Below are 24,105 nucleotides of genomic sequence, written 5' to 3'. Positions count from 1 at the left end.
GGTTACCTTCCCGACCGCCTTCGTGAGGAGGCGGGGTGCCTCCTTTTCTTTTGGGGCGTGGGGGTTCGCGCCCTAACCGAGGGTGTCGTAGACGGCTACCGCCGTGCGGTCGTCCGCGTAGCCCTTCACTCTGAGCTGGACGTCGGCCAGGAAGGCCGCCGGGGGCGGGGGGTCGGTGGAGTGCCAGCGGCGGGCCAATTCGATGCCGAGGCCGGGGGCCTCGCGCAGGGGGTCGGCGAGGCCGGGGGCGCAGAGGAGCAGGGTGTCGCCGGGGCGGGCGGTACAGACCCGGAACCGGAAGGGTTCGGGCGGTGGCGGCGCCGGGTCCTCGTACTCGGGCGGCACGGCGGCCGGTTCCAGCTCCGCCCAGGCGCCGTCCCGCAGCCGGAACAGTCCGCCGGGGCCGATTCCGAAGAAGATCCGGTGGCGGCAGTCCGGGTCGGCGGTCAGCAGCAGACAGCGCAGCCCGGCGGTGTAGTCGTCGGGCGCCCGGCCGCGTTCGGCCGCGAGGGCGCGGAGCCGGCTGACGCTCCGGTCGGTGAGCCGGTGCAGTCCGGCCCTGAGGTCGTCGCGGCGCCCGGCCCTGATGTCCTCGGTGAGCCGGAAGTGGCTGCGGCCGACCGCGCCGCCGATGAGCCGGCAGGCGTCCGCCGCCGCGCGGTGGGCGTCGGGGGCGGCCCGGGAGCCGGTGGCGACGGCGATCAGTACCAGCGCGTTGTCCCCGGTACCGAACCTGGCGGTGAGCAGGGCGTCTTTGCGGGGGTCGCCCCGGTAGCGCGCGGAGTCGCCGCGGACGGAGGCGGCGCGCAGGGTCCAGGTGCCGTACCGGGCGCCGTCCAGGACGGTGTCGGGGACCAGCCCGTCCAGCGCCTCGGGGTCGGCCATGGGCAGGGCGGTGGGGTCCGCGTCATAGGTCGGCGGCCCGTCGCCGATGTATCCGGGGTGGCCGCCGCCGTCCGGTGCCGACACCGCTTCGAGGGCCCGCGGAACTCGTGGATCCGGCACACCGGGTACGGGCCCGGACGCCTCGCCCTCGCCCTCGCCCTCGGCGGCGGCCGACTCCGGCGCGTCGGCCGTGGGCGGCTCCGGCACAGACGGTGGTACGCGCTCCGCTCCCGCGCCGGGCTCCTCCGGCGGCGGTTCGGCGCTCGGGCTCCCGAAGACCATCGGTCCCGTCCCCGGCAGGGGCGGCGGAAGGACGGGCTCCGCGGCTTGGACCGGCTCCGACGGGCCGTCGTCGGCGGTCGGCTCCGGCCCGGACGGCGGCCGTACGCGCCCTTCGGCGGTCGCGGTCCGGTCCCGGCCGGACCGCCCGGGCGCGGCGGGGGGCGGCTCCGGCGCGGACCCGGGGGCGGGCACGGTCGGGTCGGGGGCCGCCGATCCGGTCAGGGCGGGGGCCTCTTCGGGCTCCCACCAGGCCCGGGGACGTATGGGCGGGCCGGCCGGGGCCGTGATCGGCGCCGCCACCGCCGTCGCGGAGGCGAAGTGCTCGTCGAGACTCGCGCCGCCGGTCGGGGACTGCGGACGGAGCGGGTCCGGGGCGGGCGCGGGCACGGGCGCCGGTTCCTGATAGAGCCGGTGCCACCAGTCGTCTGCCGGGGCGGGTGTCTCCCCCTGCTGCCTCATGTCCATAGTGTCGACCGGGAACGGCCCGGCAAAACGGGGCCTTTCCAAAGCTGTCGACCTTTCGCCATCCCCGTTCGGCCGGTCGTCGGCGCTCGCACCGGGAAGAGGCGGCGCCACCTGCGGCGGGGCGCGTTCGGCGGCTGTACCACCGGTACGGCGCCCCGGACGGCCGGAGTCCGGATCGTGCCACGGGAGGCGGGGGCGACCGGTGTGGGGGAACCTGGGTCCGTGGGCGGTGTGTGGCAGGAGGTACTGGTGGGGGGTGTGATTGCGTTCGGGCTCGCCGGGGTGCTCGTTCCCGGAGTGCCCGGCCGCTGGCTGGTCTGGGCGGCGATGCTCTGGTGGGCGCTGCACGAGCAGTCGGGTGCCGCCTGGGCGCTGCTGGTCGGCTCCACTGCCGTACTGCTGCTGGCGCAGGTGGTGCTCTGGCTGATGCCGACCCGCCGGATCCGGGAGTCGGGCGCCACCGGCAGGACCGCGGCCTTCGCGGGCGCCGGGGCGGTGGTGGGGTTCGTGGTGCTCCCGGTGATCGGCGCGATCCCGGGCTTCGTCGGGGGGATCTATCTCTGTGAGCGCCGTCGGCTGGGCGGCCACGGCCAGGCGAAGGCGGCGACCCGTCAGGTGATGCGCGCGGCGGGGGCCAGTGTGCTGGTGGAACTGTTCGGCTGTCTGCTGATCGCCGGTGCGTGGCTGGGTACCGTGATCGCGGGGTGACGACCGGCGCCGGCTCCCGTAACCACACCGCGTCCGCACCCGTATGAGCCGGAGGTCCTACGGCCGGGGTCCGATACCGGGGAGCGGTCCGGGCGTGTGAGGCTGTGATCATGACCGAATTCACCGAGACCGAGCGCGCCTATCTCGCGACCCAGCGGCTGGGCCGGCTCGCGACCGTCGACCCGAAGGGGCAGCCGCAGGCGAATCCCGTCGGGTTCTTCCCCCAGGCGGACGGGACGATCCTGATCGGGGGTCATGCCCTGGCGACCACCAAGAAGTGGCGGAACCTCCAGTCGAATCCGAAGGTGGCGCTGGTGGTGGACGACATTCTGAGCGTACGGCCGTGGCGGGTGCGCGGGGTCGACATCCGGGGCGAGGCCGAGTTGCTGACGGGGCCGCACGACCTCGGGCCGCACTTCAGCCAGGAGCTGATCAGGATCCATCCGAAGAAGATCCACAGCTGGGGTCTCGAACAGGAGTAGCGCCGGGCCCGGCCCGGCCGGTGACGGGCATATCCGTCACCGGCCGGACCAGCGGCTGGGTCAGCGGCCCTGACGGCCCCGCTTGGCCTCCATCGCCGCCTTTCCGATGGCGCCCCGCACCCGGTACTCGCGGCGCAGTTCGGCCCGGACCCGGGCATCGGTCTTGGCCACGATGCGCTGGTTCTCCCGCAGCAGTTTGCGGAAGCTCTCCAGCCGCCGTTCCGGCAGCGCGCCGGACTCGACGGCGGCGAGTACCGCGCAGCCGGGCTCCCGGCCGTGGGCGCAGTCGTGGAACCGGCAGTCGGCGGCCAGTTCCTCGATCTCCGCGAAGACCTGGTTCACCCCGACCGTGGCGTCCCACATGCCGACGCCCCGCAGTCCGGGGGTGTCGATGAGCACTCCCCCGCCGGGCAGCGGCAGCAGATTGCGGGTGGTCGTGGTGTGCCTGCCCTTGCCGTCGATGTCCCGGATCTCCTGGACTTCCATGGCGTCGGCGCCGACCAGGGCGTTGGCGAGGGTGGACTTCCCGGCGCCGGAGACCCCGAGCAGCACGCTGGTGCCGCCCGCGACGACGGCCCGGAGGACGTCCATGCCGTCACCGGTGTGGGAGCTGACGGCCAGCACCTCGGCGCCGGGGGCGACGGCGGCGACGTCCTCGACGAGATACGACAGTCCGGTCGGGTCCGACACGAGGTCGGCCTTGGTGAGGACGACGACGGGCGCGGCTCCGCTCTCCCAGGCGAGGGCGAGGAAGCGCTCGATCCGGCCCAGGTCGAGTTCTCCGGTGAGGGAGACCGCGACGATCGCGGTGTCGACGTTGGCGGCGAGGATCTGGCCCTCGGACCGCTTGGACGAGGCGGAGCGGACGAAGGCGGTCCGGCGCGGCAGATACGTCCGGACGTAGCGGGGGTCGCCGCCGGGCGGTTCGAGGACGGCCCAGTCGCCGGTGCAGATCACCCGCAGCGGGTCGTGGGGCGTCACGAAGGCGGTGTCGGCGCGGACGACCGTGCCGTCGGCGGTGATCACGTCGCACTGCCCCCGGTCGACCCGCAGGACCCGCCCGGGCCGCAGCCCTTCGGCGGCGTACGGGGCGAACGCGGACTCCCACGAGCCGTCCCAGCCGTAGGCGGGCAGGGCGGAGGACGGGGAGGTGTTGCCGGTGGTGGAGAGGTTCAAGGAGGGACCCTTCACAGGGGTGGCCCCGGCGGCTCGTCCGCGCGGCGCGCGCGGACGGCGGAACGCTGAAGAAGATCAGCCGGTGACCACGGAGGTGGAGTTGATGGACGTCTGGTCGCGGACAGCGCGCAGCACAGTGACCGTCATGACTCTCACCTCCTCCTCACTCTCGTCGTCGCCGACGGCCCGGTGGCCGTCGTCGCGGTTGTGCCCCCACTGTAGGGCCCGCCCGGCGCCGTACGCCAGGCCTTTTTCACCACCGCGGGGCCGGACCCCGGCGGCCCCGCCCGTACGGCCCCTCCGCTCCCCCGGGCAACCCGGTCGCCGTACGCCGCGCCGCCATCTGGTCACTCCATGTGGCGGGGGGTGGGAATCGACCCTAGCTTCGGCGGTATGACGAAACGCCACAAAAACCACCTATCCCTGCTATGGAATCGGCGGCGCGCGGGCATCGTGGCCGTGGCCGTGGTCGCGATGGGCTCCGGGGTCGCCGCGGTGCCCGGACATCACGGCGGGCGGCACTCGGTCCGGCCGGGTGAGTCGATCCAGGCCGCGGTGGCCGCCGCGCGGCCCGGGGACACCGTCGTGGTGGCGCCGGGGACGTACCGGGAGAGTGTGGAGATCACCACCTCCGGGGTCACCCTGCGCGGCTCCGGGCCCGGGACCGTGATCGCGCCGCCCGCCGAGACCGAGAAGCGGGCCGTGAGCGCCTGCGCCAAGGCGGGCAACGGGATCTGTGTCACCGGGACGGACGACGCCGATGTCACCGGGGTGACCATCCGGTCCCTCGCGATCTCCGGCTTCGCCAAGGGCGGCCTGTGGGCGTCCCGTACCGAGGGGCTCACCGTCCGGGACGTGACCGCCGAGAAGAACGGCACCTGGGGCCTGGGCCAGGAGAAGTCCACCCGGGCCGTCTTCCGGGGCAACACCGCGCGCGGCAACGGCGACGCGGGCATCATGCTGACGAACATCGTCGGGCACGAGGCCGCGGCCATCGACAGCGGCGGCACGGTCGTCGCCGACAACGACCTGAGCGACAACCGGCTCGGGGTGATGCTCAAGCGGATCCGCAATGTCTCCACCCACGCCAACGAGATCACGGCCAACTGTGCCGGGATCTTCGTGGTCAGCGACGAGTCACGGCCGGGGTCGGGCGACATCACCATCCGCTCCAACACGATCCACCGGAACAACAAGTTCTGTGCGGCCACCCCCAGGCTGCCCGCCATCCAGGGCTCCGGGATCGTCCTGACCGGCTCCGACGCCACCCTCATCAAGGGCAACTCGGTCCGCGACCACAAGAGCGACACCCTGCTGGCCGGGGGGATCGTGCTGGCCGAGAGCTATGTCGGCGCCGTCAACACCGACAACGTGATCGAACACAACACGGTCACCGGCAATGTGGCGGCCGATCTCATCGACCGCGGCAACGGCTCGGGCAACACCTTCGCCCGGAACGAGTGCGCCTCGTCCAAGCCCGCCGGACTGTGCTGATCCGGTTCCGGCGGCCCGGGGAGCGCCACCGCGCCCCCGGCCGCCGGACCGCGCCGAACCGTCAAGCCCCCATCCGGCGCCGGGCGCCGGGAGAGCAGGAGAACGAGCACACACCATGACAACCCTCGGCACCAGACCCACGCCCGGCGACCCCGCCGGAGTCGACTCGTCCCCGCCCCCGGCGATGCGGCTGCGCGAACTCGTCTTCGGGGCGGCCTGCGCGGCGGCCGTCCGGGCCGCCGCCCGGCTGGGCGTCGCCGACGCCCTCGGCGACGCGCCCACCACTGTCGACCGCCTCGCCGCCGTCGTCACCGTCGAGCCCCGGCCGCTGCGCCGGCTGCTGCGGGCCCTGTCCTGCTACGGCGTCTTCGCCGAGCGCCCCGACGGCACCTTCGTCCATACGGAGATGTCGCGGATGCTGCGTGAGGACGATCCGCGGTCGCTGAAGTACATCGCCCTGTGGTGCACCGAGCCGTGGACCTGGGCCGCCTGGCCGCGGCTCGACGACGCGGTCCGCAGCGGGGACACGGTCTTCGACGAGCTCTTCGGCAAGGGCTTCTTCGAGTATCTGCACCAGGACGCCCATGAGTCCGCGCATGTCTTCAACCGGGCCATGACCACTTCCAGCCGGCAGTCCGCCCTGGAGGTCGCGGAGCTGCTCGACCTCACCGGGGTCACGTCGGTCGCCGATATCGGCGGCGGCCAGGGGCATGTACTGGCCGGGCTGCTGGAGAAGCACCCGGGGGTCCGGGGCACGCTGCTGGATCTGCCGGACGTGGTCGCCAAGGCGGACCCCCGGCTGCGCGAGGGCGGCGAACTCGCGGACCGGGTCGACATCCTGCCCGGCGACTGCCGCCGGGAGATCCCGGTCGCGGCCGACCTCTACATCATCAAGAACATCCTGGAGTGGGACGACCACAGCACCCTGGCGACGCTGCGCAATGTGATCGCGGCGGCCCGCCCCGGCGCCCGGGTCGTGGTGATCGAGAACCTGGTGGACGACACCCCGTCGATGAAGTTCACCACCGCCATGGATCTGCTGCTGCTGATGAACGTCGGCGGCGCCAAGCACACCCGCGACAGCATGGTGGAACGGATCACCCAGGCCGGGCTGGTGCTCGGCGAGATCCGGCCCGTCAACGCCTATCTGCACGCCTTCGAATCCGTCGTCCCCGACCCCGACCGGGAACGCGAACCCGCGCCCGTCGCGTCCTGAGCCGGGAGCGGACGGCGGACCGGCCCCGGGAACCCTTCGTACGGGTCCCGGGGCCGGTCCGTGATGGCGTACGGCGCCCTCGGCGGGCGGCGCGCGCCGGGTCAGTCGCTCTCCCAGCGGTAGAACTGCCGGGCCATCGCGTCCTTCGGGGACCGCCAGGTCTCGGGGTCGTACGGACTGACGTAGGCGCTCAGCCGCTCGCTCAGCTCCCGGAACTCCGGATGCCCGGTGACCTCGGCGATCGCCGGGCCGGGCGGGCGGTCGGACTCGATCAGATGCAGATACAGATCGGGGCCGAACTGGAAGAGGCTGCGCCGGTTCACCCCGACCAGACGCGGCAGTTCACCGCGGTCGGAGCGGGCGAAGAGATCGGCGATCCCGGCCGCCGAGCCGGGCGCCATCCGGGCCACGATCAGCGCCCGGTGGGCCGAGGACGGCGGGTCGCCGACCCCGGGCGCCCCGGCGGCCTCCGTCCGGGACGACGTACTCATCGCCGAACCCCCGCCCGGGCCCGGTCCTCGATCTTGTCGCGGATCAGCGCCATCTGGATCTTGGAGTTGCGGTTGATGTTCTCGGTCATCCAGTCGTCGTCGACCGGGGCGTCCGGCTTCATCGCGAAGTCCTGGCGCCAGTGCAGCCGGGTGCCGCCGGGGACCTCCGAGTACTCCCACACGATGTCCATGTGCTGGAACGGGCCGGTCTCCACCCGGCGGGCCCGGACCCGGCGGGCCTCCCGGTCGGGGGTGCGTTCGGAGACCCAGCTCCACACCTTCCCGTTCTCGTCCGGGTGCATGGTCAGCCGGAAGGTGGTGGTGTCGCCGCTGCGCTCCAGGATCTCGACGGAGGCGTATTCGCTGAACAGCTCCGGCCAGTGCTCCAGGTCGTTGGTGATGTCCCAGACCAGGTCCAGGGGGGCGGCGACAATGATCTCGTTCTCGGTATGTCCGGGCACGTCAGGCTCCGCTCTTGAGAAGGGTGTCGTTGACCAGCGCGAGGAACTCGCGGGGGGTCTTGCAGCGCTCGGCGTCCTGCGGCATCGGGTGCCCGTAGTGGTTCTCCAGGGTCGCGACGATGCCGAGCAGGCCGAGCGAGTCGAGGCCGTAGTCCTCGAACGGGGTGTCGGGACGGTCGGCGAAGGCGTCGGGGTCGACGTTGACGCCGGCGTTCTTCCGCATCAGTTCGGCGAGTGCGCCGGAGGTCAGGCTGCTCATGGGGGTACTCCTTCGTGGTGCTTCCAGTGGCGGGCCCGGTCCCGGTGGGACCGGTGGCCGCTGGTCGGGGCGTCCGGTACGGGCCCGGGGCCGGGTCCCGTACCGGACCGGACCGGCCGTCAGTCGGGGGCGGCGCTGCGCAGTACCAGGGCCGCGTTGGACCCCATCAGGCCCCGGCTGACCACCAGCGCCGTACGCAGCGGCATCCGCCGGGCCTTGCCGGTGACGACGTCGATGTCGTGGCAGACGTCGAAGACGTTGGGCGTGGGCGGTACGAGGCCGTGCTCCATGGCCATGACGGCGGCGGCGGCGTCCAGGACCGGGCCGCCGCAGTAGGCCCGGCCGATCCCGGTCTTGGGGGCGGTGACGGGGACCCGCCGGCCGTGGGTGCCGAGGGCGTCGGTGAGGGCCAGGGCCTCCGCCCGGTCGGCCTCCGGGGTGCCGACGGCGTCGGCGAAGACCACATCGATCTCCTCGGGGGCGGTGCCGGACGCCTCCAGCGCGCCGCGGATCGCCCGGGCGAGGCCTTCGCGGGACTCCGCCCACCGGGACGGGCCGGTGAAGGTGGCGGCGTGTCCGACGATCCTGGCCCGGGGCCGTACCCCCCGCCGCAGGGCGGCCTGCTCGTCCTCGACGACCAGCATCGCGCCGCCCTCGGCCGGGGCGAAGCCGCATGCCTCGGCGGTGAAGGGGCGGTAGGCCCGGTCCGGGTCGTCGCTGCGGCTGAGGTCCGGATAGCCGAGCTGGCAGACGGCGGAGTAGGGGGCGAGCGGTGCTTCGGCGGAGCCGACGACCACGGCGTCGGTGCCGCGGACGACCGCCCGGGCGGCGAGCGCGAGGGCGTCGAGTCCGCCCGCCTCGTCGCTGCAGACCACCCCGCAGGGGCCCTTGAAGCCGCCGCGGATGGAGATCTGGCCGGTGCTGGCGGCGTAGAACCAGGCGATGGACTGGTACGGGCCGACGAAGCGGGATCCCTTGCCCCAGAGCCGTTGCAGCTCGCGCTGGCCGAACTCGCCGCCGCCGGAGCCGGACGCGGTGACCACGCCGACGCCGAACGGGAACTTCTCGTAGTCGGCGCGGCCGAGCCGGGCGTCGGCGAGGGCGAGATCGGCGGCGGCCATCCCGAAGTGGGTGAACCGGTCGGTCTGGACCAGGAAGCGGTCCTCGACCATCGCCCCGGGTTCGAAGTCGCGGACCTCGCCGCCGACCTTCAGCGGTAGCTGTTCGCAGCCCTCGCGGGTCACCCGGTCGAGGACGCTGATGCCCTCCTGGGTGGACTTCCAGAACACGTCGGCGCCGATGCCGTTGGGGGCGACCACGCCGATTCCGGTGACGACGGTACGGCGGGCGGGGTCGCCGCGGCGCCGGGGCGTGGCACTCTCCGCGCTGCCCATCAGGTCCTCCCACTGGTCCTGTCGCTGGCCCGGGAGCCGCTGCGGCCGCCGGGACGGGTCATCACGACCGCGGACTGGAAGCCGCCGAATCCGCTGCCGACGGAGAGCACGGTGCGCAGCTTCCGGGAGCGGGCGGTCCGGGGTACGTAGTCGAGGTCGCACTCGGGGTCGGGGGTCTCGTAGTTGGCCGTCGGCGGCACGACCTGGCGGTCCATCGCCAGGACGCAGGCGACCAGTTCGATCGCGCCGATCGCGCCGAGCGAGTGCCCCACCATGGATTTGATGGAGCTCATGGGGGTGCGGTAGGCGTGCTCGCCGAGGGACCGCTTCACGGCGGCCGTCTCGTGCCGGTCGTTCTGCTTGGTGCCGGAGCCGTGGGCGTTGACGTAGTCGACGGCGGTCCGGTCGATCCGGGCGTGGTCGAGGGCGACGTCGATGGCGCGGGCCATCTCGATGCCCTCGGGGGTGAGTCCGGTCATGTGGTAGGCGTTGCCGAAGGTGGCGTAGCCGCCGATCTCGCAGTAGATCCGGGCACCGCGGGCCCTGGCGTGTTCCAGTTCCTCCAGGACGAGGACGGCGCCGCCCTCGCCCATGACGAATCCGTCGCGGTCGGCGTCGAAGGGCCGGGACGCGTGGACCGGGTCGTCGTTGTTGGCGGAGGTCGCCTTGATGGCGTCGAAGCAGGCCACGGTGATCGGGGATATCGGGGAGTCGGAGGCACCGGCTATGACGATGTCGGCCCGGCCCTCCTCGATGGTGTGGAAGGCGTAGCCGACGGCGTCGAGGCCGGAGGTGCAGCCGGTGGAGACGGTCTGGACCGGGCCCTTGGCGCCGCACCGTTCGGCGACCGCGGACGCCAGGGTGCTGGGTGAGAACGCCCGGTGGAGATGGGATTCGGCGGGGCGGTGGTCGACGGCCCAGCGGCTGCCGGAGGCGGAGACGGCGACATAGTCGTGCTCCAGCCGGGTGGTGCCGCCGACGGCGCTGCCGAGGGAGACCCCGGTCCGCCAGGGGTCCGTACGGTCGGGGTCGAGCCCCGCGTCGCGTATCGCCTCGTCGGCGGCGACCAGGGCGAACTGGATATAGCGGTCCTGCCGGGCCCGCTCCTCCCGGCCGAGGCCGAGTGCTTCGGCGTCGAAGTCGACCTCGGCGGCGATCCGGGAGCGGAATCCGGTGGCGTCGAAGAGGGTGATGGCGCGGGTCGCGGTGCGTCCGTCGGCCAGCAGGTCCCAGAACGCCGGGGCGCCGACCCCGCCGGGGGCGACGACGCCGACCCCGGTGATCGCCACCCGCCGGGTCATGACACGGCTCCGGACCGTTCCGGCGGCCCGGCGGGGGCGCCGGCCGGATTGACCTCGGTGTCGACATGGCCGAGGTCGGGCCGGGGGGCCAGCGGGCCGAGGTGGAAGACCATCCTGGCCTCGACATTGCCGACGTTACGGAACCGGTGCCGCATGTCCTTGGGGATGAGCAGGCCCTGGTCGGGCCGCATGGGGTGCGGTTCGCCGTCGAGGTCGACTTCGAGGAGGCCGCTCACGACATAGATGAACTCCTCCGAGTACGGGTGGTAGTGCTCGGCGATGAACTCACCCGGCTGCACGATGGCGACGCCCATGAACCCGCTCTCGGCGCCCACGGCGGTGGGGGTGAGCATGGCGCGCAGATCGCCGCCGCGCCGGGTGTTGGGCTGGGTGTCGCTGAGGTCCACGATGCGTGGGCTGTGCGTGGTCATGCTGGCTTCCTCCAGATGGGGGTACCGGTCCGGCCGGGCGGTACGGGGTGCCCGCGGGGCCGGGCCGGTCCCGGCGGTGGTTCGGTGGTTCTTCAGCTCTCGTCCGGGGCGAACCGGTCGGTGATCAGCTGCATATCGGCCCGGGTGACGAAGCGGGCCACGCCCGGGTCGCCCTCGGTGATCTCGGCCGCCGTGTGCGGGAGTTCCGCGCCGTCGGCGAGCAGCTTGGCGAGGGTGGCGGTCTTCCGGGCGCCCTGGACGCCGAGGGCCAGCACGCTGTGGTCCGCGATGGGCCCGCTGACGTCGATCAGCCGGACCACGATGTCGTCGCGGTGGAAGACGGTGGAGGAGACGATGGGGTCCTGGCCGTGGGCCGCGGCCTCCTCGTCCTGCTGGGCGAGGAGCCGGGCGACGGCCAGGCCGCAGCCCTCCTTCGCCTGGTAGAAGAGGGCGTGCCGGTTGACCTCGCCGGGCGGGCGGGACTCGGCCGAGACATGGTGGACGGCGGGCAGCGCCGCCCGGGTGAAGAAGACCCGGGCCGAGTTGGCGTCGTCGAGGTCGCGGTCCTGTTCCAGATACGGGTTGATGGCCTCCTCCACGGCCCGTACCTCGGGCTGTTTGGCCACATGCCGCAGGGCCACCATGAGGTCGCCCTGGACCTCGATGGCCCGGACGACCCGGTTGCCGTGCATGAAGAGGGACGTCCGGCGGAGCCGGGTGTGGTCGTCGACCCGGGCGGCGGGCGGCCGGTAGTCGGCCAGGATCTTGGCGACGGTCTTCTCGCTGCCCGGCTTCACGGTGAAGGTGAGGGCGTGCCGGACGACTCCGTCGCCGACCCGGACGGAGGCCCGCTTGTCGGCCGGCCGGCGCGGCGCGGCGTCGACGGTGAACGCCTGTCCGGTCTCGCGCAGGACGTTGAACTTCAGCGACCGGGTGTCGCGGACACAGCTGTGCAGCGGCTGCACGGTCTCCACGTGCTCCTCGCTGTTGACCCAGGCCAGGAACGGCGGCGCGCTCTCCCATTCGCTGGTGATCAGCCACTGGGAGGGGTTCTCGATGGACTGGCAGAGCTGGTCGCTGATGTGCCCGGGCACCGAGGCCACGCTGTTGCGCATGTGCTCGTACGCCTCCAGGAACTCCTTCTGGGCTCCTTCGTAGAGGTCGAGGAGGAGGATCACGCGGAGCCTGGAGCCGTCGAAGACGGACTGCGATATGCGTTCCGACAGGGTGGTCATCGGTGTTCACACTCCTTCGCGACCACGTCCGGCGGCAGCGGGCCCGGTGCCCGTCCGTCCGTCGTCACGTCCGTCGCCTGTACCTGTGCTGGCTGTGCTGATGTTCCGGCGGCGGGCTCCGCGCGCCGCGCGGAACGCTCCCCGTGGTCCGATCGTGATCCGGTGTCACAGGTGGCGCGAGAGATGGGCACCATGCGGGTGAATGAGCGGGGGAACCGTTCCTGCACCGGGCACACAGAACGCATGGAAGACCCCACGAAGCACCCCGCAACCCCAGCCGTCGCACAGCAACCCGGGGCACCGGCGCTCCGGGTCCCGGTCCTCGTCGTGGGCGGGTCCCTGGTGGGCCTGTCCACCTCCTTGTTCCTCAGCCGTCACGGCATTCCGCATCTGCTGGTCGAGAAGCACTCGGGTACCTCCACGCATCCGCGCGGACGGGGGATGAACCTGCGCACCATGGAGCTGCTCCGGGTGGCGGGGGTGGAGCGGGAGATCCGCGAGGCGTCGGCGGTGCTGGCGGGCAACCACGGGATCCTCCAGGCCAGGTCGCTCGCCGGGGACGACGGCGAGTGGCTCTTCCGGCAGATCGACCCGGGCGGCGGCCATCGGGCGATCAGCCCCAGCGGCTGGTGTCTGTGCAGCCAGAACGACATCGAGCCGGTACTGGACGCCCGGTCCCGGGAGTACGGCGCCGATCTGCGGTTCTCCCATGAACTGTGCTCGTTCGACCAGGACGAGCAGGGGGTGACGGCGCTGGTCGAGAACCGGGCCACCGGGCGGAGATTCGCGGTCCGGGCGGACTATCTGGTCGCCGCCGACGGGCCCCGCAGCCCGGTCCGGGAGGCGCTCGGCATCGGCCAGAGCGGCAATGGGGAGCTGTTCCACAACGTCAGCGTCACCTTCACCTCGCACGGTCTGGCGGCGGTGGTCGGGGACCGGCGGTTCATCGTCTGCTATCTGACCAGCCCCGGTTCGGACGGGGCGCTGCTGCCGGTGAACAACCGGGAGCTGTGGGTCTTCCACGCGCCGTGGCACCCCGAGGTCGGCGAGCCCCTGGAGGCGTTCACGGACGACCGGTGCCGGGACCACATCAGGGCGGCCGTCGGGGCCCCCGATCTGGATGTGGAGATCACCGGCAAGGCGCCCTGGCACGCGGCGGAGCGGGTCGCGGAGCGGTACTCGTCGGGGCGGGTGTTCCTGGCGGGCGACTCGGCGCACGAGATGTCGCCGACGGGCGCGTTCGGCTCCAATACCGGGATCCAGGACGCGCACAACCTGGCCTGGAAGCTGGCGGCGGTACTCAAGGGCTGGGCCGGTCCCGGCCTGCTGGAGAGCTATGGCGCGGAGCGGCAGCCGGTGGCCAGGGCGACCAGCGCGCGGGCCTCGGCCAGGTCCGCCGAGCACCGCCATCCGGGGTACGACCCGGCGCCGTCGGCGATCATCCGCCGGGGCAATGTGCTCACGGTGGCGATGGGGTACGGGTATCCGCGCGGCGCGGTCGTGGGAACGGACCCCGACGCCCCGGTCGTCCCGGACGCGATGCGGATCACGGGCGCGCCCGGCACCAGGGCACCGCATCTCCGGGTCACCCGGTCGGGCGAGCGGATCTCGACGATCGATCTGTACGAACGGGTCCCGGTACTGCTCTGCGCGGAGGGCTCCGGCTGGCCGGAGGTGGCCCGCCAGGACGCGGCCCGGCTCTCGGTCCCGCTGGAGGTACTGACCTTCGGCCGGGGCCCGGACGCGGATCTGGTCCCGGAGGAGGGCGTGGACTGGGCGGTGACGCACGGCGTGGAGCCGGACGGCGCGCTGCTGGTCCGCCCGGACGGCTTCGTGGCCTGGCGGGCGGTGACATCGCTTCCGGCACCGGGCGCGGCGGTGGCCGGGGCGCTGACCGAGGTCCTCAGCCTGGAGACACGTACCCCCGATCAGGAGGCCCGAATGCTGGACGGCGCGGTCACCCGCGAGGAACCGGGCCAGGCGGGGGAGCCGCGTCCCACCGGGGTGTGACGGGGTGTCGGAGCCGTACGGGCTGACCGGTACGGCTCCGGACGCCGCCGCCCCCGGAGACCCGGGCCGCGCCCCGGTGCCGGGCTGGTCGCGCAGTTCCCCGCGCCCCTGGTTGCCCTTCTCACCGCTCTCGGGAAGAGACCGGCCCCTCTTCACCGAGGGCGGGACCCTCTTCAGGGGCGAGGCCGGGGAGAGCATTTAGGGGCGCGGGGAACTGCGCGACCAGCCCACGACGGCCCGCAGTCGCCCGACAACACCCGCCCGGCCGGGCGGACGGCGCGGCCCGGGCTCTTGGGGGAGGCAACCCGCGGCGGCGGGGCCCGCGGGCGCCGCGCGCGGATAGCCCACCCCAGGCGGGAGGTGTAGAAAGAGGTCATGGCCGCACGCTCCGGTCGCCCCTCCCGGCACCCGCGTCCCTCCCGGCGTCCGGGGCAGGTACCGCGGGGCCTGTCGATGCGCAGCGTGGCGGGTCAGGTCTTTCTGCTCCAGGCGGTGATCGTGGTGCTGCTGGTGGCCGCGGGCATGGCCGCCCTCGTCCTCCAGTCGCACTCGGACGCCGAACGGGAGGCCCGGCGGCGTTCGATCGCCGTGGCGGAGACCTTCGCGTCCGCCCCGGGCATGGAGGCGGCGCTGAAGAGCCCGGATCCCTCGGCGATCCTCCAGCCGAAGACGGAGGCGGCGCGCAAGCTGGCGGGCGTGGACATCATCGTGGTCTTCGACACCCACGGCAGGCGCTGGACCCATCCCGATCCGGGGCTGATCGGGAAGACGTTCACGGGCGATATCTCCCCCGTGCTGAAGGGCGGTGTGGTGACCGGCGAGGTCAAGGCGCAGCCGGGCCGGCTGGTGCATGCCACGGTCCCGGTGCACGCGGCGAACGGCTCGGTGATCGGGCTGGTCTCGGCGGGTGTGACGCTGGAGCGGGTGAGCGGGGTGGTCGAGGAGCAGTTCCCGCTGCTGTTCGGGGTGGCGGCCGGGGTGCTGCTGCTGGCCACCGTCGGCACGGCCCTGGTGACGGGGCGGCTGCGGCGCCAGACCCACGGGCTGGGTCCGGAGGAGATGACCCGGATGTACGAACACCACGACGCGGTGCTGCACGCGGTGCGCGAGGGCGTGATGATCCTGGACGGCGACCGGCGGGTGCTGCTCGTGAACGACGAGGCCCGCCGTCTTCTCGGGCTGCCCGCCGAGGTGGAGGGCCGTACGGTCGACGAGCTCGATCTCGATCCGCACACCGCACGGCTGCTGTCGTCGGGACGGATCGCCAACGACGAGATCTACCGGGTGGGGCAGCGGCTGCTCGCCGTCAACCAGCGCGCCACCGACCGGGACGGCGGCCCGGCCGGTACGGTCGCCACGATCCGGGACACCACCGAGCTGGCGGCTCTCAGCGGGCGGGCCGATGTGGCGCAGCGGCGGCTGCGGCTGCTGTACGACGCGGGGATGGAGATCGGGACGACCCTCGACGTGGTCCACACCTGCGAGGAGCTGACCCTGTTCGCCGCCGCCCGGTTCGCGGACTACGCGACGGTCGATCTGTCGGAGGCGGTACTGCGCGGCGAGGAGCCGACGGCCACCGGCGCCGGTTCGGACATGCGCAGAACCGCCTTCAGCGGGCCCCGGGACGACACCGCCCTCTTCCCGCTGGGGACGACGATCCGGTTTCTGCCGTCTACGGCGCTGGGCGCGGGCATCAACAGGGGCGAGGCGGTGCTGGAGCCCGATCTGGCCGCGTTCACCGGGTGGGAGCAGCAGTCGCAGTCCCGGGCCCGGCGGCTGGTCGGCGCCGGATTCCACTCGATGGTGGCGGTACCGCTGCGGGCCAGGGGCGCGATCCTGGGCGTGGCGATGTTCTGGCGGTCGGAGCGCCCCGAGCCCTTCGACGAGGAGGACCGCACCCTCGCCGAGGAGTTGGTGGCCCGGGCGGCCGTCAGTGTCGACAACGCCCGCCGTTACTCCCGTGAGCACACCATGGCGGTGACCCTTCAGCGGAGTCTGCTGCCGCGCGGGGTGCCGGTGCAGAGCGCGCTGGAGGCCGCGTACCGCTACCGCCCGGCGCAGGCCGGTCTCGGTGGTGTCGGCGGGGTCGGCGGCGACTGGTTCGACATCATCGCGCTGCCCGGCTCGCGGGTGGCGCTGGTCGTCGGTGATGTCGTCGGCCACGGGCTGCACGCGGCGGCCACCATGGGGCGGCTGCGGACCGCGGTGCACAACTTCTCCACCCTCGATCTGCCGCCGGACGAGCTGTTGTGGCATCTGGACGATCTGGTGCGCCGGATCGACCAGGAGGACGGCGCGGACGCGGAGTCCGCGATCACCGGCGCCACCTGTCTGATCGCGATCTACGATCCGGCGACCGGGGTGTGCTCGATGGCCCGGGCGGGCCATGTGCAGCCGGTGGTGGTCCATCCGGACGGCACCGCCGCGTTCGCGCGGGTGCCCGGCGGGCCGCCGCTGGGGCTCGGCGGGCTGCCTTTCGAGACGCTGGAGCTGCGGCTGCCCGAGGGCAGCACCCTGGTCCTCTACACCGACGGCCTGGTCGAGGACCGGGACCGGGACATCGACCAGGGCCTGGCGCTGCTCCGCGACACCCTTTCCGGGCACGGCGACCGCACCCCCGACGAGACCTGCGACGCGGTGCTCCGGGCGCTGCTGCCGGAGAACCCCCGTGACGACGTCGCCCTTCTGGTGGGCCGGACCCGGGTCCTGGATCCCTCCCGGGTCGCCGAATGGGGCGTACCGTCCGACCCCTCGGCGGTGGCGGAGCTGCGGGCCCGGGTGGCCCGCACCCTGAAGGAGTGGGACCTGGACGACGAGGCGTTCACCACGGAGCTGATCCTGAGCGAGCTGGTCACCAACGCCATCCGCTACGCGGTCGGGCCGATCCGGGTCCGGCTGATCCGGGACCGCGCCCTGATCTGCGAGGTCTCCGACCACAGCAGTACGTCACCGCATCTGCGGCAGGCGGCGAGCACGGACGAGGGCGGCCGAGGGCTGTTCCTGGTCGCCCAGTTCGCGGACCGGTGGGGTACCCGGTACACACCGGACGGCAAGGTCATCTGGACGGAGCAGCCGCTGCCGGGCTTCTGAGGCGGCGCGAGGGCCCGGCACGGCGTACGGCCCGGCGGCGGGGATCCGCCGGGCCCGTACGTGCTCATGGGGTACGGCTCAGGTGCCGGAGGAGCGGCGCCGGTACGCCCAGAACCCGCCCGCGGCCAGGACGGCGACACCGCCCGCCGCCGCCGCGATCACGGCACCGTTCCCACCGCCGTCTCCATCGCCGCCGCTCCGGGCGGAGCCGCCGGTCGTCCCGTGCGAGTCGTGTCCCTTCGTCTGCGCGGTCAGCGGGGTCGCGCTGGCCGTGGCCCCGGCCTCCGGCGGCTTGGGCGTCGTCTCGGCCGTCGGCGGGGGCGTCGCCGGGGCGGACGGCGGGCGGACGCGTTCGCGTACGGCCCCGGCGGCCTTGGCCCGCAGCTTCACGACGGGCGCCGGGTTCTCCGGCTTCACCCCGGCCCGGGGCTCCTCGATCCAGCGGGCCTGGGAGCCGTCGCCGTAGGTCTCCAGGACCCGGAAGACCAGCTCCTTCGCGTCCGGGAGCTGCTGGACGACGACGCTGTGCACCGCGTCCCGGCCGACGGCCAGGGGTGCGCCGCTGATGGTGTAGCCGCCCTGGGAGTGGCTGAACTTCCAGCCCTTCGGGGCCTGCTTCAGGATGACCGCCGCCGACGACATGTCCTGGGCGAGGACGACCTGGACCTTGGTGAGGCCCGCCTTCGCCGACTCGGCCTCGGAGGTGAAGGTGAGGGTCACGTTCTTCGCCAGGGCCCGTGGCTCGGAGGCGGTGACCCCCGCGTGGGCGGCGGCGGGGTGGCCGGTCGCGACCACGAGGGCCAGCCCGCAGACGAACGCGGCGGCGGGCGCGGCGCGGCGGGCTCGGCGGGACAGGGGCGAGCTGCTCATGGTTCTCCTCGGGTGTGTGCCGTGGACTTGCGCGTCGGGCCGCCCCCGGCAAACCCCTGGCGCTGTCGGGTCCCTGCCGTGCCGGAGGTGCCGGGGACATCATTCACGACACCGAGCCCCCGGCAAAGACCCTGATCCCTATACCCCCATGGGGTACCTTAGGATTCCTGTCAACACCCCCCAGGGGTATGGGAGGTCGAGTTGTCATGCAGAGCGATGATTTCGCCGAGGCACCGTACGCCCGGGTACGCCAGATCTTCGACCGGTTGGTCCGCGAGGGCCGGGAGCCCGGGGCCGGGCTCTCGGTCTGGCGCGCGGGGCGGGAGGTGTTGCGGCTCACCGGCGGCTGGGCGGATTCCGGCCGCACCCGGCCGTTCGACGGCACGACCCTGGTCCAGCCCTACTCGCTCTCCAAACCGTTCGCCGCCGTCGCCGCCCTGGTCGCGGTCCGGGACGGGGCCATGGAGCTGGACCGCCCGATCGCGGAGTACTGGCCGGAGTACGGGCGGGCCGGGAAGGAGCGGGTGACCCTGCGCCAGGTCCTCTCGCACCAGGCGGGCCAGCCCCGCTTCCCCGAGTCCCTGCGGGGCGTCGACCCGCTCGACGACACGGCGCTCCGGGCGGGGCTCGCGGCGGCACCGCCCGAGTACGAGCCCGGTACGGCGATCGGCGAGCACGCGCTGACGTACGGGCATCTGATCGACGGCGCCCTGAGGGCGGGCGCCGGTACGACCCTGGGCGAGATGTTCAACGGGGTCGTCCGCCCGGCGCTCGGCCTGGACGCCTGGTTCGGAGTGCCGGAAGGGGAGCTGGGCCGGGTGGCCGAGCTGGAGTACGCGGCCCCCGGCTGGGCGGAGCAGCTGCCGTCCGCGCCCTGGCTGGGGATCCCGGCGGGCCCGCTGGAGCCGGCCACGGTCAACTCGGCCCGGTGGCGGCGGTCGGTCTTCGGCGCGGTCAATCTCCACACCAGCGCCTCGTCGGCCGCCCGGTTCTTCGGCGGGCTCACCGACCCGGCCGGACCGGTGGCGAAGCTGCTCGGACCCGGGGTCCACCGGGAGTTCCTGGCGCCCCAGGCGACCGGCCACGACGAGGTCTTCGGCACCGAACTGACCTGGACGCTGGGACTCCTCCGGGACCGTACGAAGATCGCCAAGGGGGGTATCGGGGGCTCGGCGGGCTGGTGGTCCGCCGAACGCGGCCACGGCGTGGCCTATCTGACCCGGGGGCTGGCCGACCACTCCCGGGTGGCGGAGATCGCGACGGCGCTCGGGGACGATCTGTCGGTGACGCCGCTGGAGAGCTGACCGGGGCATCCGGCGCCGGGCCCGGCGGTCAGATGGCGTACCGCCAGACGGTGAGCATATGGGCGCCGTACCAACTGCCGACGAGAGTCGCGACGGCGAGTACGGCCACGGCGGTACGCGTCCTCGCCCGCCCCAGCGCCACCGCGACCGGCACCAGGAAGATCACGGCGGGCACCAGCAGCCGCAGCTTGGAGTGGTAGTAGTTGCTCTGCGCCAGGGTCAGCACCACCATCACCGTCCCGTACACCAGCAGCGGCGGCCAGGTGCCCCGCCGCCAGGCCGGCACCGTGACGCAGACGGCCGCCACCAGCAGGACGGCGGTACTCACCGGCACCCAGCCCTCGGCCCGCCCGGCGGTCTCCGCCAGAAACGAGAAGAACGCGGCGCCGTTGTCCCAGCGGGTCCCCCACCCGGCCTCCTGGATCACGAACCAGGCGTCGAGCTGCCCCAGCCGCTCCCCCACCCAGAGCAGATACAGCGGCGTCCCCGAACACGCCAGCACCACCCCGGCGACCCGGCGCCGGCCGAGCCGCCCGTCCGCCCGTACGGCCATCACGGCGGCGACCGCCAGCGCCACCGCGAGCGCGAAGGCAGCCGGCCGGGTCAGCCCCGTCAGCAGCCCCAGGAACCCGGCCGTCAGCCAGGCTTCCCGGTGCGCGGCGAGCAGCGCGGCGGCGGCCAGGGCGAGGAAGAGCGACTCGCTGTACGCCATCTGGAAGGTGATCGCCATCGGCTGCGCCCCGGCGAGCAGCGCGATCCCGGCGAGGGCGGTCCGCTCGTCGTACAACCGGTACAGCAGGCCGTGTACGGCGAACATCGCGCCGAGCAGACAGAGATGCGCCAGGGCGATCGCGACCCCGCCCGCGTCGAGCCCGGTGAGCCGGTGCGCGGCCCGTACCAGGAGCGGGAACAGCGGGAAGAAGGCCAGATTGTTGCCGGTCAGCTCGCCGTCGTCCCGGTAGTGGAATCCGGACGGATAGCCGTCGGTGGCTATGTCGACGTAGAGGGCGGCGTCCCAGGAGAGCAGCCGGTCCCGCAGCGACCAGCCCGGCGGCAGCATCGCGGTGAGTACGACGAGATGGACGGCGACGCTCACGGCGTACACCCCGACCACGGCGGTGGCACGCTGCCACCCCGCCGGCTCCCCCGCGTTCCCCGTCTCCCCGGGGCCGCCGCGAGGCGCGGGCATCCACGGCCCGGCGGTCGGGCGGTCGTCGGTCAGGGACTGGTCGGCCATCGGGCTCCTCGTACGGTTCGTACGGTCGATTACTCGACACGCATACGTACGTTCGCCCCTACGCGGTTGACACGCTGTGACGCACCTCACGAACCGCGCCGCGCTCCTGGCGAGGCCCTTTGCTCCGATTGCCCTGCTGGGCGGGTGTTGTCGGGCGACCGTGCGCCGTCGTGGGCTTGTCGCGCAGTTCCGCCCCCTATGCCTTCGGCAATGGGGGGACCCCCAGCGCCTCGGCCCTCCGGGTGAGGCCCACGCCACCCACCCAGCCGGGCGAAGGTAGTCGGGCGACCGCGCGCCGCCCTGGGCTGGCCGCGCAGTTCCCCGCGCCCCTGAATACTCTCCCTCTGCACCGGCCCTGGAAAAAGGGGCACTGCCCTTGGGGAGGAGGCTCGCCTCTTTACAAGGACGTTGAGGAGGGCAACCTAGGGGCTCGGGGAACTGCGAGACCAGCCACGGACGGCGCACGGTCGCCGGACGACACCCGCCCAGCAGGGCATTTGGCGCAAAAGGCCGCGCCCGGAGGGCCGAGGCGCTGGGGGTGCCCCACCCCCGAGAACGCAGCGCCCCGCGTCAGGGCGACGGGTGCGGCATCGTGGCCGAGGGGGACGGGCGCGAGGGCGTCGGGGAGGCCGTCGCCATCGGGGCCGTCGAGGCGTCCGCGGGGTCCACCGGGCCCGGGCCAGGGCCGGGTGCCGCGTCCGGCCGGACCACGAGCAGCGCCACCACCGTCACCGCCACGCAGAGCAGCCCCGCCCCCGCCGCCCTGCGCCGTCGCGTTCTGGCCCTGGCCCGGTCGGTGATGACGGCCGCTTCGGCGGGCCGTACCCGTCCGGCGGCCCGGGCGGCCGCCGTCCGCAGCCGGTCCGCCACCAGTTCGTCGTGGTCGGTCGTCACGGCGATCCCCCGTCCGTCGTCCGTGCAGGATGGTCGTCGAGCAGTCCGGCGAGTCTGGCCCGCGCCCGGGAGAGGTGGGTCTTCACGGTCCCGGTGGAGAGCCGGGTCTCGGCGGCTATCCGGTCCACGGGCAGATCGCAGACGTAGTAGAGCGCCGCGCACTGCCGCTGCCGCGCGGGCATCCCCCGCAGCGCCCGTTCGAGATCGACGGCGCCCGGCCCGGGGCCGTCGCTGACGGCGGGGTCGCCGCGCCGCCGCCAGGCCCGCTGCCCCCGGACGACCCGCCGCCACCGGCTGACGGCGAGCCGCCATGCCACGGTCCTCACCCACGCCTCGGGCCCCAGGTCCTCGGCCAGCCGCCGCCGGTGCCCCCAGGCCCGGACGAACGCCTCCTGCACCACGTCCTGCGCCTCGTGGAAGTCGCCGGTCATGACGTACAGGTGGCCGGTGAGCCGGTGCACGGAGCGGGTGTAGAAGTCCGTGAACTCCTCCTCGGTCAAACGTCAGCTCTCCTCGCCGGTGTACGGATCCCCGCCGACGTTACGCGGCGCCGTCCGGGGAGCCCCGACGCGGGTCGCCGCCCCGGCGGGGCCGCTCGCCGGGCCCGGGGGCGTACCGCTCGAGTACGGCGTCGAAGACGGCGGCCAGCTCGGCCGCGTCCTCGCCCGCGTGGTGGGTGTGCGGGAGTCCCTTCAGCCCGGTCGCCGCCTTGATGGTGCTCTTGTGGGAGCGGCGCCATTCGGCGCCCGTCAGACCCATCCAGTAGCTGCGGAGGTCGATTCCGGCGCCGGTGGCGCCGAAGGGGCTCGCGCCGGTGAAGCGGACGAAGTACCAGTGGACGAACATGCCGTCCCAGACGGCGGGCGCGGCGAGGAAGACCGGGCGGCCGATCCTCCGCAGCCCGTCCACCCAGCGGGCCGCCCGGGCCATCGCCGCCTCGGGCGCGGGTGCCTCGCGGAGCAGCCGGTCGCGGTCGAGCCCGGAGACGGCGAGGGCCTCGGGGACGACTTCGTCGGAGATGGGCCGCAGTTCGGTGTAGAAGGCCAGGTCGGGGCGGCCCGCGACGGACATGCCGAGGGAGAGCATGCTGTACGGCCCCGGGATGGGACCGTCGGCCTCGACGTCCACGGCGACGTACAACTCGGGGAGAACGGCGGCGGGACGGCCGGTCGGACCGGTGGGTGGGTTCACGCGGCGCAGCGTAGACGGGTACGGCACCGCCGGGCCACGGGTTTGCGGGCGGCCCGTCGCCCCCGGGCGGAGCCCCCGGCCCCGGAAGGGAAGGGCGGCCGGAGCGGCGTCACGGCCCCGCGTCCCGTCCCTCAAGGCGCGTACCCAGGCGCAGATTCCAGCGGCGGCCGTCGCCCGACAGGTCGGTCCGGCTCAGCGGGGGTACGTCCAGCCGCCAGAACGTCTCCGGGGGCAGTGCCAGTGCGTGCAGTACGGCCACGCGGACGACGGCCGCTTCGGCGACGGCGAGTACCCGGCGCCCGGCGGGGCCGTGGGCGAGGCCGTCCAGCCAGCCGCCGACCCGGGCGCGGAGGTCGAGCAGCGATTCGCCGCCGTGCGGGGCCGACGCGGGGTCGCCGAGCCAGTCGGCCATCGCGTCCGGTTCCGTACGGGCCGTCTCGTCCAGTCCTCGCCCCCGCCAGCGCCCCAGGTCCCAGTCGGCGACGGCGGGCTCGATCCGGGGCCCGGGGCCGAGGCCGAGTTCGGCGCAGGTCTCCCGGCAGCGGGCGGAGGGGGCGGTGAGGACGGTCCGTCCGCCGCGCGGTACCCGGTCGGCGGCGGCGCGTGCGGCGGCCCGGCCCGGCTCGTCCAAGCCCTCGCCCGGGTCGAACCGGGCGGCGCGGACCGCCGCGGTCGCCGCCGCCGTCAGCAAGGTGACCCGTACCACCACACCACCGTCCCCTCCGGCCGCTCCTGTGGCCGTCCGTCCCATCTTCGGCCCCGGGCGCGGGATCCGGCCCGGGGTAGTCGAATACGCGCCATGGCGGCGGGGGTTCGGGCGCGGTACGGTCGCGTGGACATGACGAGGATGTGATGGAAGTCCGGTGCAAATCCGGCACGGTCGCGCCACTGTGAACCCGTCTCCCCGGCGGGAAGTCAGACCCGGCGTCCTCGTCTCTAGGCACCACGAACGGGACGCGTTGTTCCCCCTGGAGGTTGTCATGGCCCAGTCGGCCGTACCCGCCGCTCCGCTCACCCCCGCACCGGCCCGCACGCCGGTCGCCGTCGCTCCCCTCTCCCTCCGGGAGATCGCCCCCTGGGCGCTCTTCACCGGAATTCTGGCCCTGATCCTGCTCTACTTCGTCGGCGCCGAGCAGGGCGCGGTCGCCCTGGTCTCCGGCGAGAGCGTCCACGAGTGGGTCCACGACGGCCGTCATCTGCTCGGCTTCCCGTGCCACTGAACCCCGGTA

At 73.6% G+C, this 24,105-nt stretch carries 23 protein-coding genes and 1 riboswitch; of the genes, 8 read left to right on the top strand and 15 right to left on the bottom strand.

Features of this window, described 5'->3' with window-relative positions; translation table 11 throughout:
• Nucleotides 1–72 precede the first annotated feature (72 nt).
• Nucleotides 73–1,626, bottom strand: a complete 1,554-nt coding sequence (locus ABZ714_RS16830) for a protein phosphatase 2C domain-containing protein (RefSeq protein ID WP_358825978.1) — start codon at nt 1,624–1,626, stop codon at nt 73–75.
• Between the two features lie 255 nt (nt 1,627–1,881).
• Between ABZ714_RS16830 and ABZ714_RS16825 the strand changes: the two genes are divergently transcribed.
• Both ABZ714_RS16825 and ABZ714_RS16820 read left to right on the top strand, forming a co-directional pair.
• On the top strand, nt 1,882–2,340 hold the full coding sequence (locus ABZ714_RS16825; protein ID WP_358825977.1) for a DUF456 domain-containing protein: 459 nt from the start codon (nt 1,882–1,884) through the stop codon (nt 2,338–2,340).
• 110 nt (nt 2,341–2,450) lie between these two features.
• Nucleotides 2,451–2,822, top strand: coding sequence for a PPOX class F420-dependent oxidoreductase (locus ABZ714_RS16820; protein ID WP_358825976.1), 372 nt, complete (start codon nt 2,451–2,453; stop codon nt 2,820–2,822).
• Between the two features lie 60 nt (nt 2,823–2,882).
• On the opposite strand, the gene rsgA is transcribed toward ABZ714_RS16820, so the two are convergent.
• Complete coding sequence (gene rsgA, locus ABZ714_RS16815; RefSeq protein ID WP_358825975.1) at nt 2,883–3,998, bottom strand: ribosome small subunit-dependent GTPase A; 1,116 nt, start codon at nt 3,996–3,998, stop codon at nt 2,883–2,885.
• A 393-nt stretch (nt 3,999–4,391) separates the two neighbouring features.
• Here rsgA and ABZ714_RS16810 point away from each other — a divergent pair, with 393 nt between their 5' ends.
• Both ABZ714_RS16810 and ABZ714_RS16805 read left to right on the top strand, forming a co-directional pair.
• Nucleotides 4,392–5,492, top strand: coding sequence for a right-handed parallel beta-helix repeat-containing protein (locus tag ABZ714_RS16810; protein ID WP_358825974.1), 1,101 nt, complete (start codon nt 4,392–4,394; stop codon nt 5,490–5,492).
• A gap of 115 nt (nt 5,493–5,607) precedes the next feature.
• Nucleotides 5,608–6,708, top strand: coding sequence for a methyltransferase (locus tag ABZ714_RS16805; protein WP_358825973.1), 1,101 nt, complete (start codon nt 5,608–5,610; stop codon nt 6,706–6,708).
• 101 nt (nt 6,709–6,809) lie between these two features.
• Here ABZ714_RS16805 and ABZ714_RS16800 read toward each other — a convergent pair whose 3' ends face one another.
• The 7 genes from ABZ714_RS16800 to ABZ714_RS16770 form a co-directional block, all read right to left on the bottom strand.
• On the bottom strand, nt 6,810–7,199 hold the full coding sequence (locus ABZ714_RS16800; RefSeq protein WP_358825972.1) for a TcmI family type II polyketide cyclase: 390 nt from the start codon (nt 7,197–7,199) through the stop codon (nt 6,810–6,812).
• Nucleotides 7,196–7,660 carry an SRPBCC family protein gene (locus tag ABZ714_RS16795; RefSeq protein ID WP_358825971.1) on the bottom strand — a complete coding sequence of 155 codons (465 nt, stop codon included), beginning with the start codon at nt 7,658–7,660 and terminating at the stop codon, nt 7,196–7,198. The genes ABZ714_RS16800 and ABZ714_RS16795 overlap by 4 nt, the downstream gene beginning before the upstream one ends.
• Nucleotide 7,661: 1 nt before the next feature.
• Nucleotides 7,662–7,919 carry an acyl carrier protein gene (locus tag ABZ714_RS16790; RefSeq protein WP_358825970.1) on the bottom strand — a complete coding sequence of 86 codons (258 nt, stop codon included), beginning with the start codon at nt 7,917–7,919 and terminating at the stop codon, nt 7,662–7,664.
• A 119-nt stretch (nt 7,920–8,038) separates the two neighbouring features.
• Nucleotides 8,039–9,313, bottom strand: coding sequence for a beta-ketoacyl synthase N-terminal-like domain-containing protein (locus tag ABZ714_RS16785; protein ID WP_358825969.1), 1,275 nt, complete (start codon nt 9,311–9,313; stop codon nt 8,039–8,041).
• A complete protein-coding gene (locus ABZ714_RS16780; RefSeq protein ID WP_358825968.1) occupies nt 9,313–10,614 on the bottom strand; it encodes a beta-ketoacyl-[acyl-carrier-protein] synthase family protein in 1,302 nt (433 codons plus the stop codon). Before ABZ714_RS16780 ends, ABZ714_RS16785 begins: the two co-directional genes overlap by 1 nt.
• Entirely contained in the window at nt 10,611–11,045 is a 435-nt protein-coding gene (locus ABZ714_RS16775; RefSeq protein WP_358825967.1) for a cupin domain-containing protein, read from the bottom strand. Before ABZ714_RS16775 ends, ABZ714_RS16780 begins: the two co-directional genes overlap by 4 nt.
• Before the next feature lie 92 nt (nt 11,046–11,137).
• Nucleotides 11,138–12,280 (bottom strand): SchA/CurD-like domain-containing protein, encoded by a 1,143-nt coding sequence (locus tag ABZ714_RS16770; RefSeq protein ID WP_358825966.1) that lies wholly within the window; start codon nt 12,278–12,280, stop codon nt 11,138–11,140.
• 243 nt (nt 12,281–12,523) lie between these two features.
• Here ABZ714_RS16770 and ABZ714_RS16765 point away from each other — a divergent pair, with 243 nt between their 5' ends.
• Together ABZ714_RS16765 and ABZ714_RS16760 are read left to right on the top strand one after the other, a co-directional pair.
• Nucleotides 12,524–14,290: an FAD-dependent monooxygenase gene (locus tag ABZ714_RS16765; RefSeq protein WP_358825965.1), complete on the top strand. Its 1,767-nt coding sequence runs from the start codon at nt 12,524–12,526 to the stop codon at nt 14,288–14,290.
• A gap of 453 nt (nt 14,291–14,743) precedes the next feature.
• Nucleotides 14,744–17,380 carry a SpoIIE family protein phosphatase gene (locus tag ABZ714_RS16760; RefSeq protein ID WP_358825964.1) on the top strand — a complete coding sequence of 879 codons (2,637 nt, stop codon included), beginning with the start codon at nt 14,744–14,746 and terminating at the stop codon, nt 17,378–17,380.
• 78 nt (nt 17,381–17,458) lie between these two features.
• On the opposite strand, the gene ABZ714_RS16755 is transcribed toward ABZ714_RS16760, so the two are convergent.
• Nucleotides 17,459–18,250: a DUF1775 domain-containing protein gene (locus ABZ714_RS16755; protein ID WP_358825963.1), complete on the bottom strand. Its 792-nt coding sequence runs from the start codon at nt 18,248–18,250 to the stop codon at nt 17,459–17,461.
• A 206-nt stretch (nt 18,251–18,456) separates the two neighbouring features.
• Here ABZ714_RS16755 and ABZ714_RS16750 point away from each other — a divergent pair, with 206 nt between their 5' ends.
• Nucleotides 18,457–19,554 (top strand): serine hydrolase domain-containing protein, encoded by a 1,098-nt coding sequence (locus ABZ714_RS16750; RefSeq protein ID WP_358825962.1) that lies wholly within the window; start codon nt 18,457–18,459, stop codon nt 19,552–19,554.
• Nucleotides 19,555–19,582: 28 nt separating this feature from the next.
• Here ABZ714_RS16750 and ABZ714_RS16745 read toward each other — a convergent pair whose 3' ends face one another.
• The 5 genes from ABZ714_RS16745 to ABZ714_RS16725 all read right to left on the bottom strand — a co-directional run bounded on the left by ABZ714_RS16745 (nt 19,583) and on the right by ABZ714_RS16725 (nt 23,585).
• A complete protein-coding gene (locus ABZ714_RS16745; RefSeq protein ID WP_358825961.1) occupies nt 19,583–20,791 on the bottom strand; it encodes a hypothetical protein in 1,209 nt (402 codons plus the stop codon).
• 570 nt (nt 20,792–21,361) lie between these two features.
• On the bottom strand, nt 21,362–21,685 hold the full coding sequence (locus tag ABZ714_RS16740; protein WP_358825960.1) for a hypothetical protein: 324 nt from the start codon (nt 21,683–21,685) through the stop codon (nt 21,362–21,364).
• Nucleotides 21,682–22,185, bottom strand: a complete 504-nt coding sequence (locus ABZ714_RS16735) for a SigE family RNA polymerase sigma factor (protein WP_358825959.1) — start codon at nt 22,183–22,185, stop codon at nt 21,682–21,684. The genes ABZ714_RS16740 and ABZ714_RS16735 overlap by 4 nt, the downstream gene beginning before the upstream one ends.
• A 40-nt stretch (nt 22,186–22,225) precedes the next feature.
• Nucleotides 22,226–22,876: an exonuclease gene (locus ABZ714_RS16730; protein WP_358825958.1), complete on the bottom strand. Its 651-nt coding sequence runs from the start codon at nt 22,874–22,876 to the stop codon at nt 22,226–22,228.
• 109 nt (nt 22,877–22,985) lie between these two features.
• Nucleotides 22,986–23,585 carry a histidine phosphatase family protein gene (locus ABZ714_RS16725; RefSeq protein WP_358825957.1) on the bottom strand — a complete coding sequence of 200 codons (600 nt, stop codon included), beginning with the start codon at nt 23,583–23,585 and terminating at the stop codon, nt 22,986–22,988.
• Nucleotides 23,586–23,704: 119 nt separating this feature from the next.
• A riboswitch (adenosylcobalamin (AdoCbl) riboswitch) is annotated at nt 23,705–23,846 on the top strand.
• Nucleotides 23,847–23,856: 10 nt separating this feature from the next.
• Between ABZ714_RS16725 and ABZ714_RS16720 the strand changes: the two genes are divergently transcribed.
• Nucleotides 23,857–24,096 (top strand): CbtB domain-containing protein, encoded by a 240-nt coding sequence (locus ABZ714_RS16720; protein WP_358825956.1) that lies wholly within the window; start codon nt 23,857–23,859, stop codon nt 24,094–24,096.
• Nucleotides 24,097–24,105: the final 9 nt, after the last annotated feature.

Source organism: Streptomyces sp. NPDC006798, from assembly GCF_040635975.1.
Taxonomy (GTDB): Bacteria; Actinomycetota; Actinomycetes; order Streptomycetales; family Streptomycetaceae; genus Streptomyces.
This window is presented reverse-complemented; position numbering and strand designations above follow the sequence as displayed.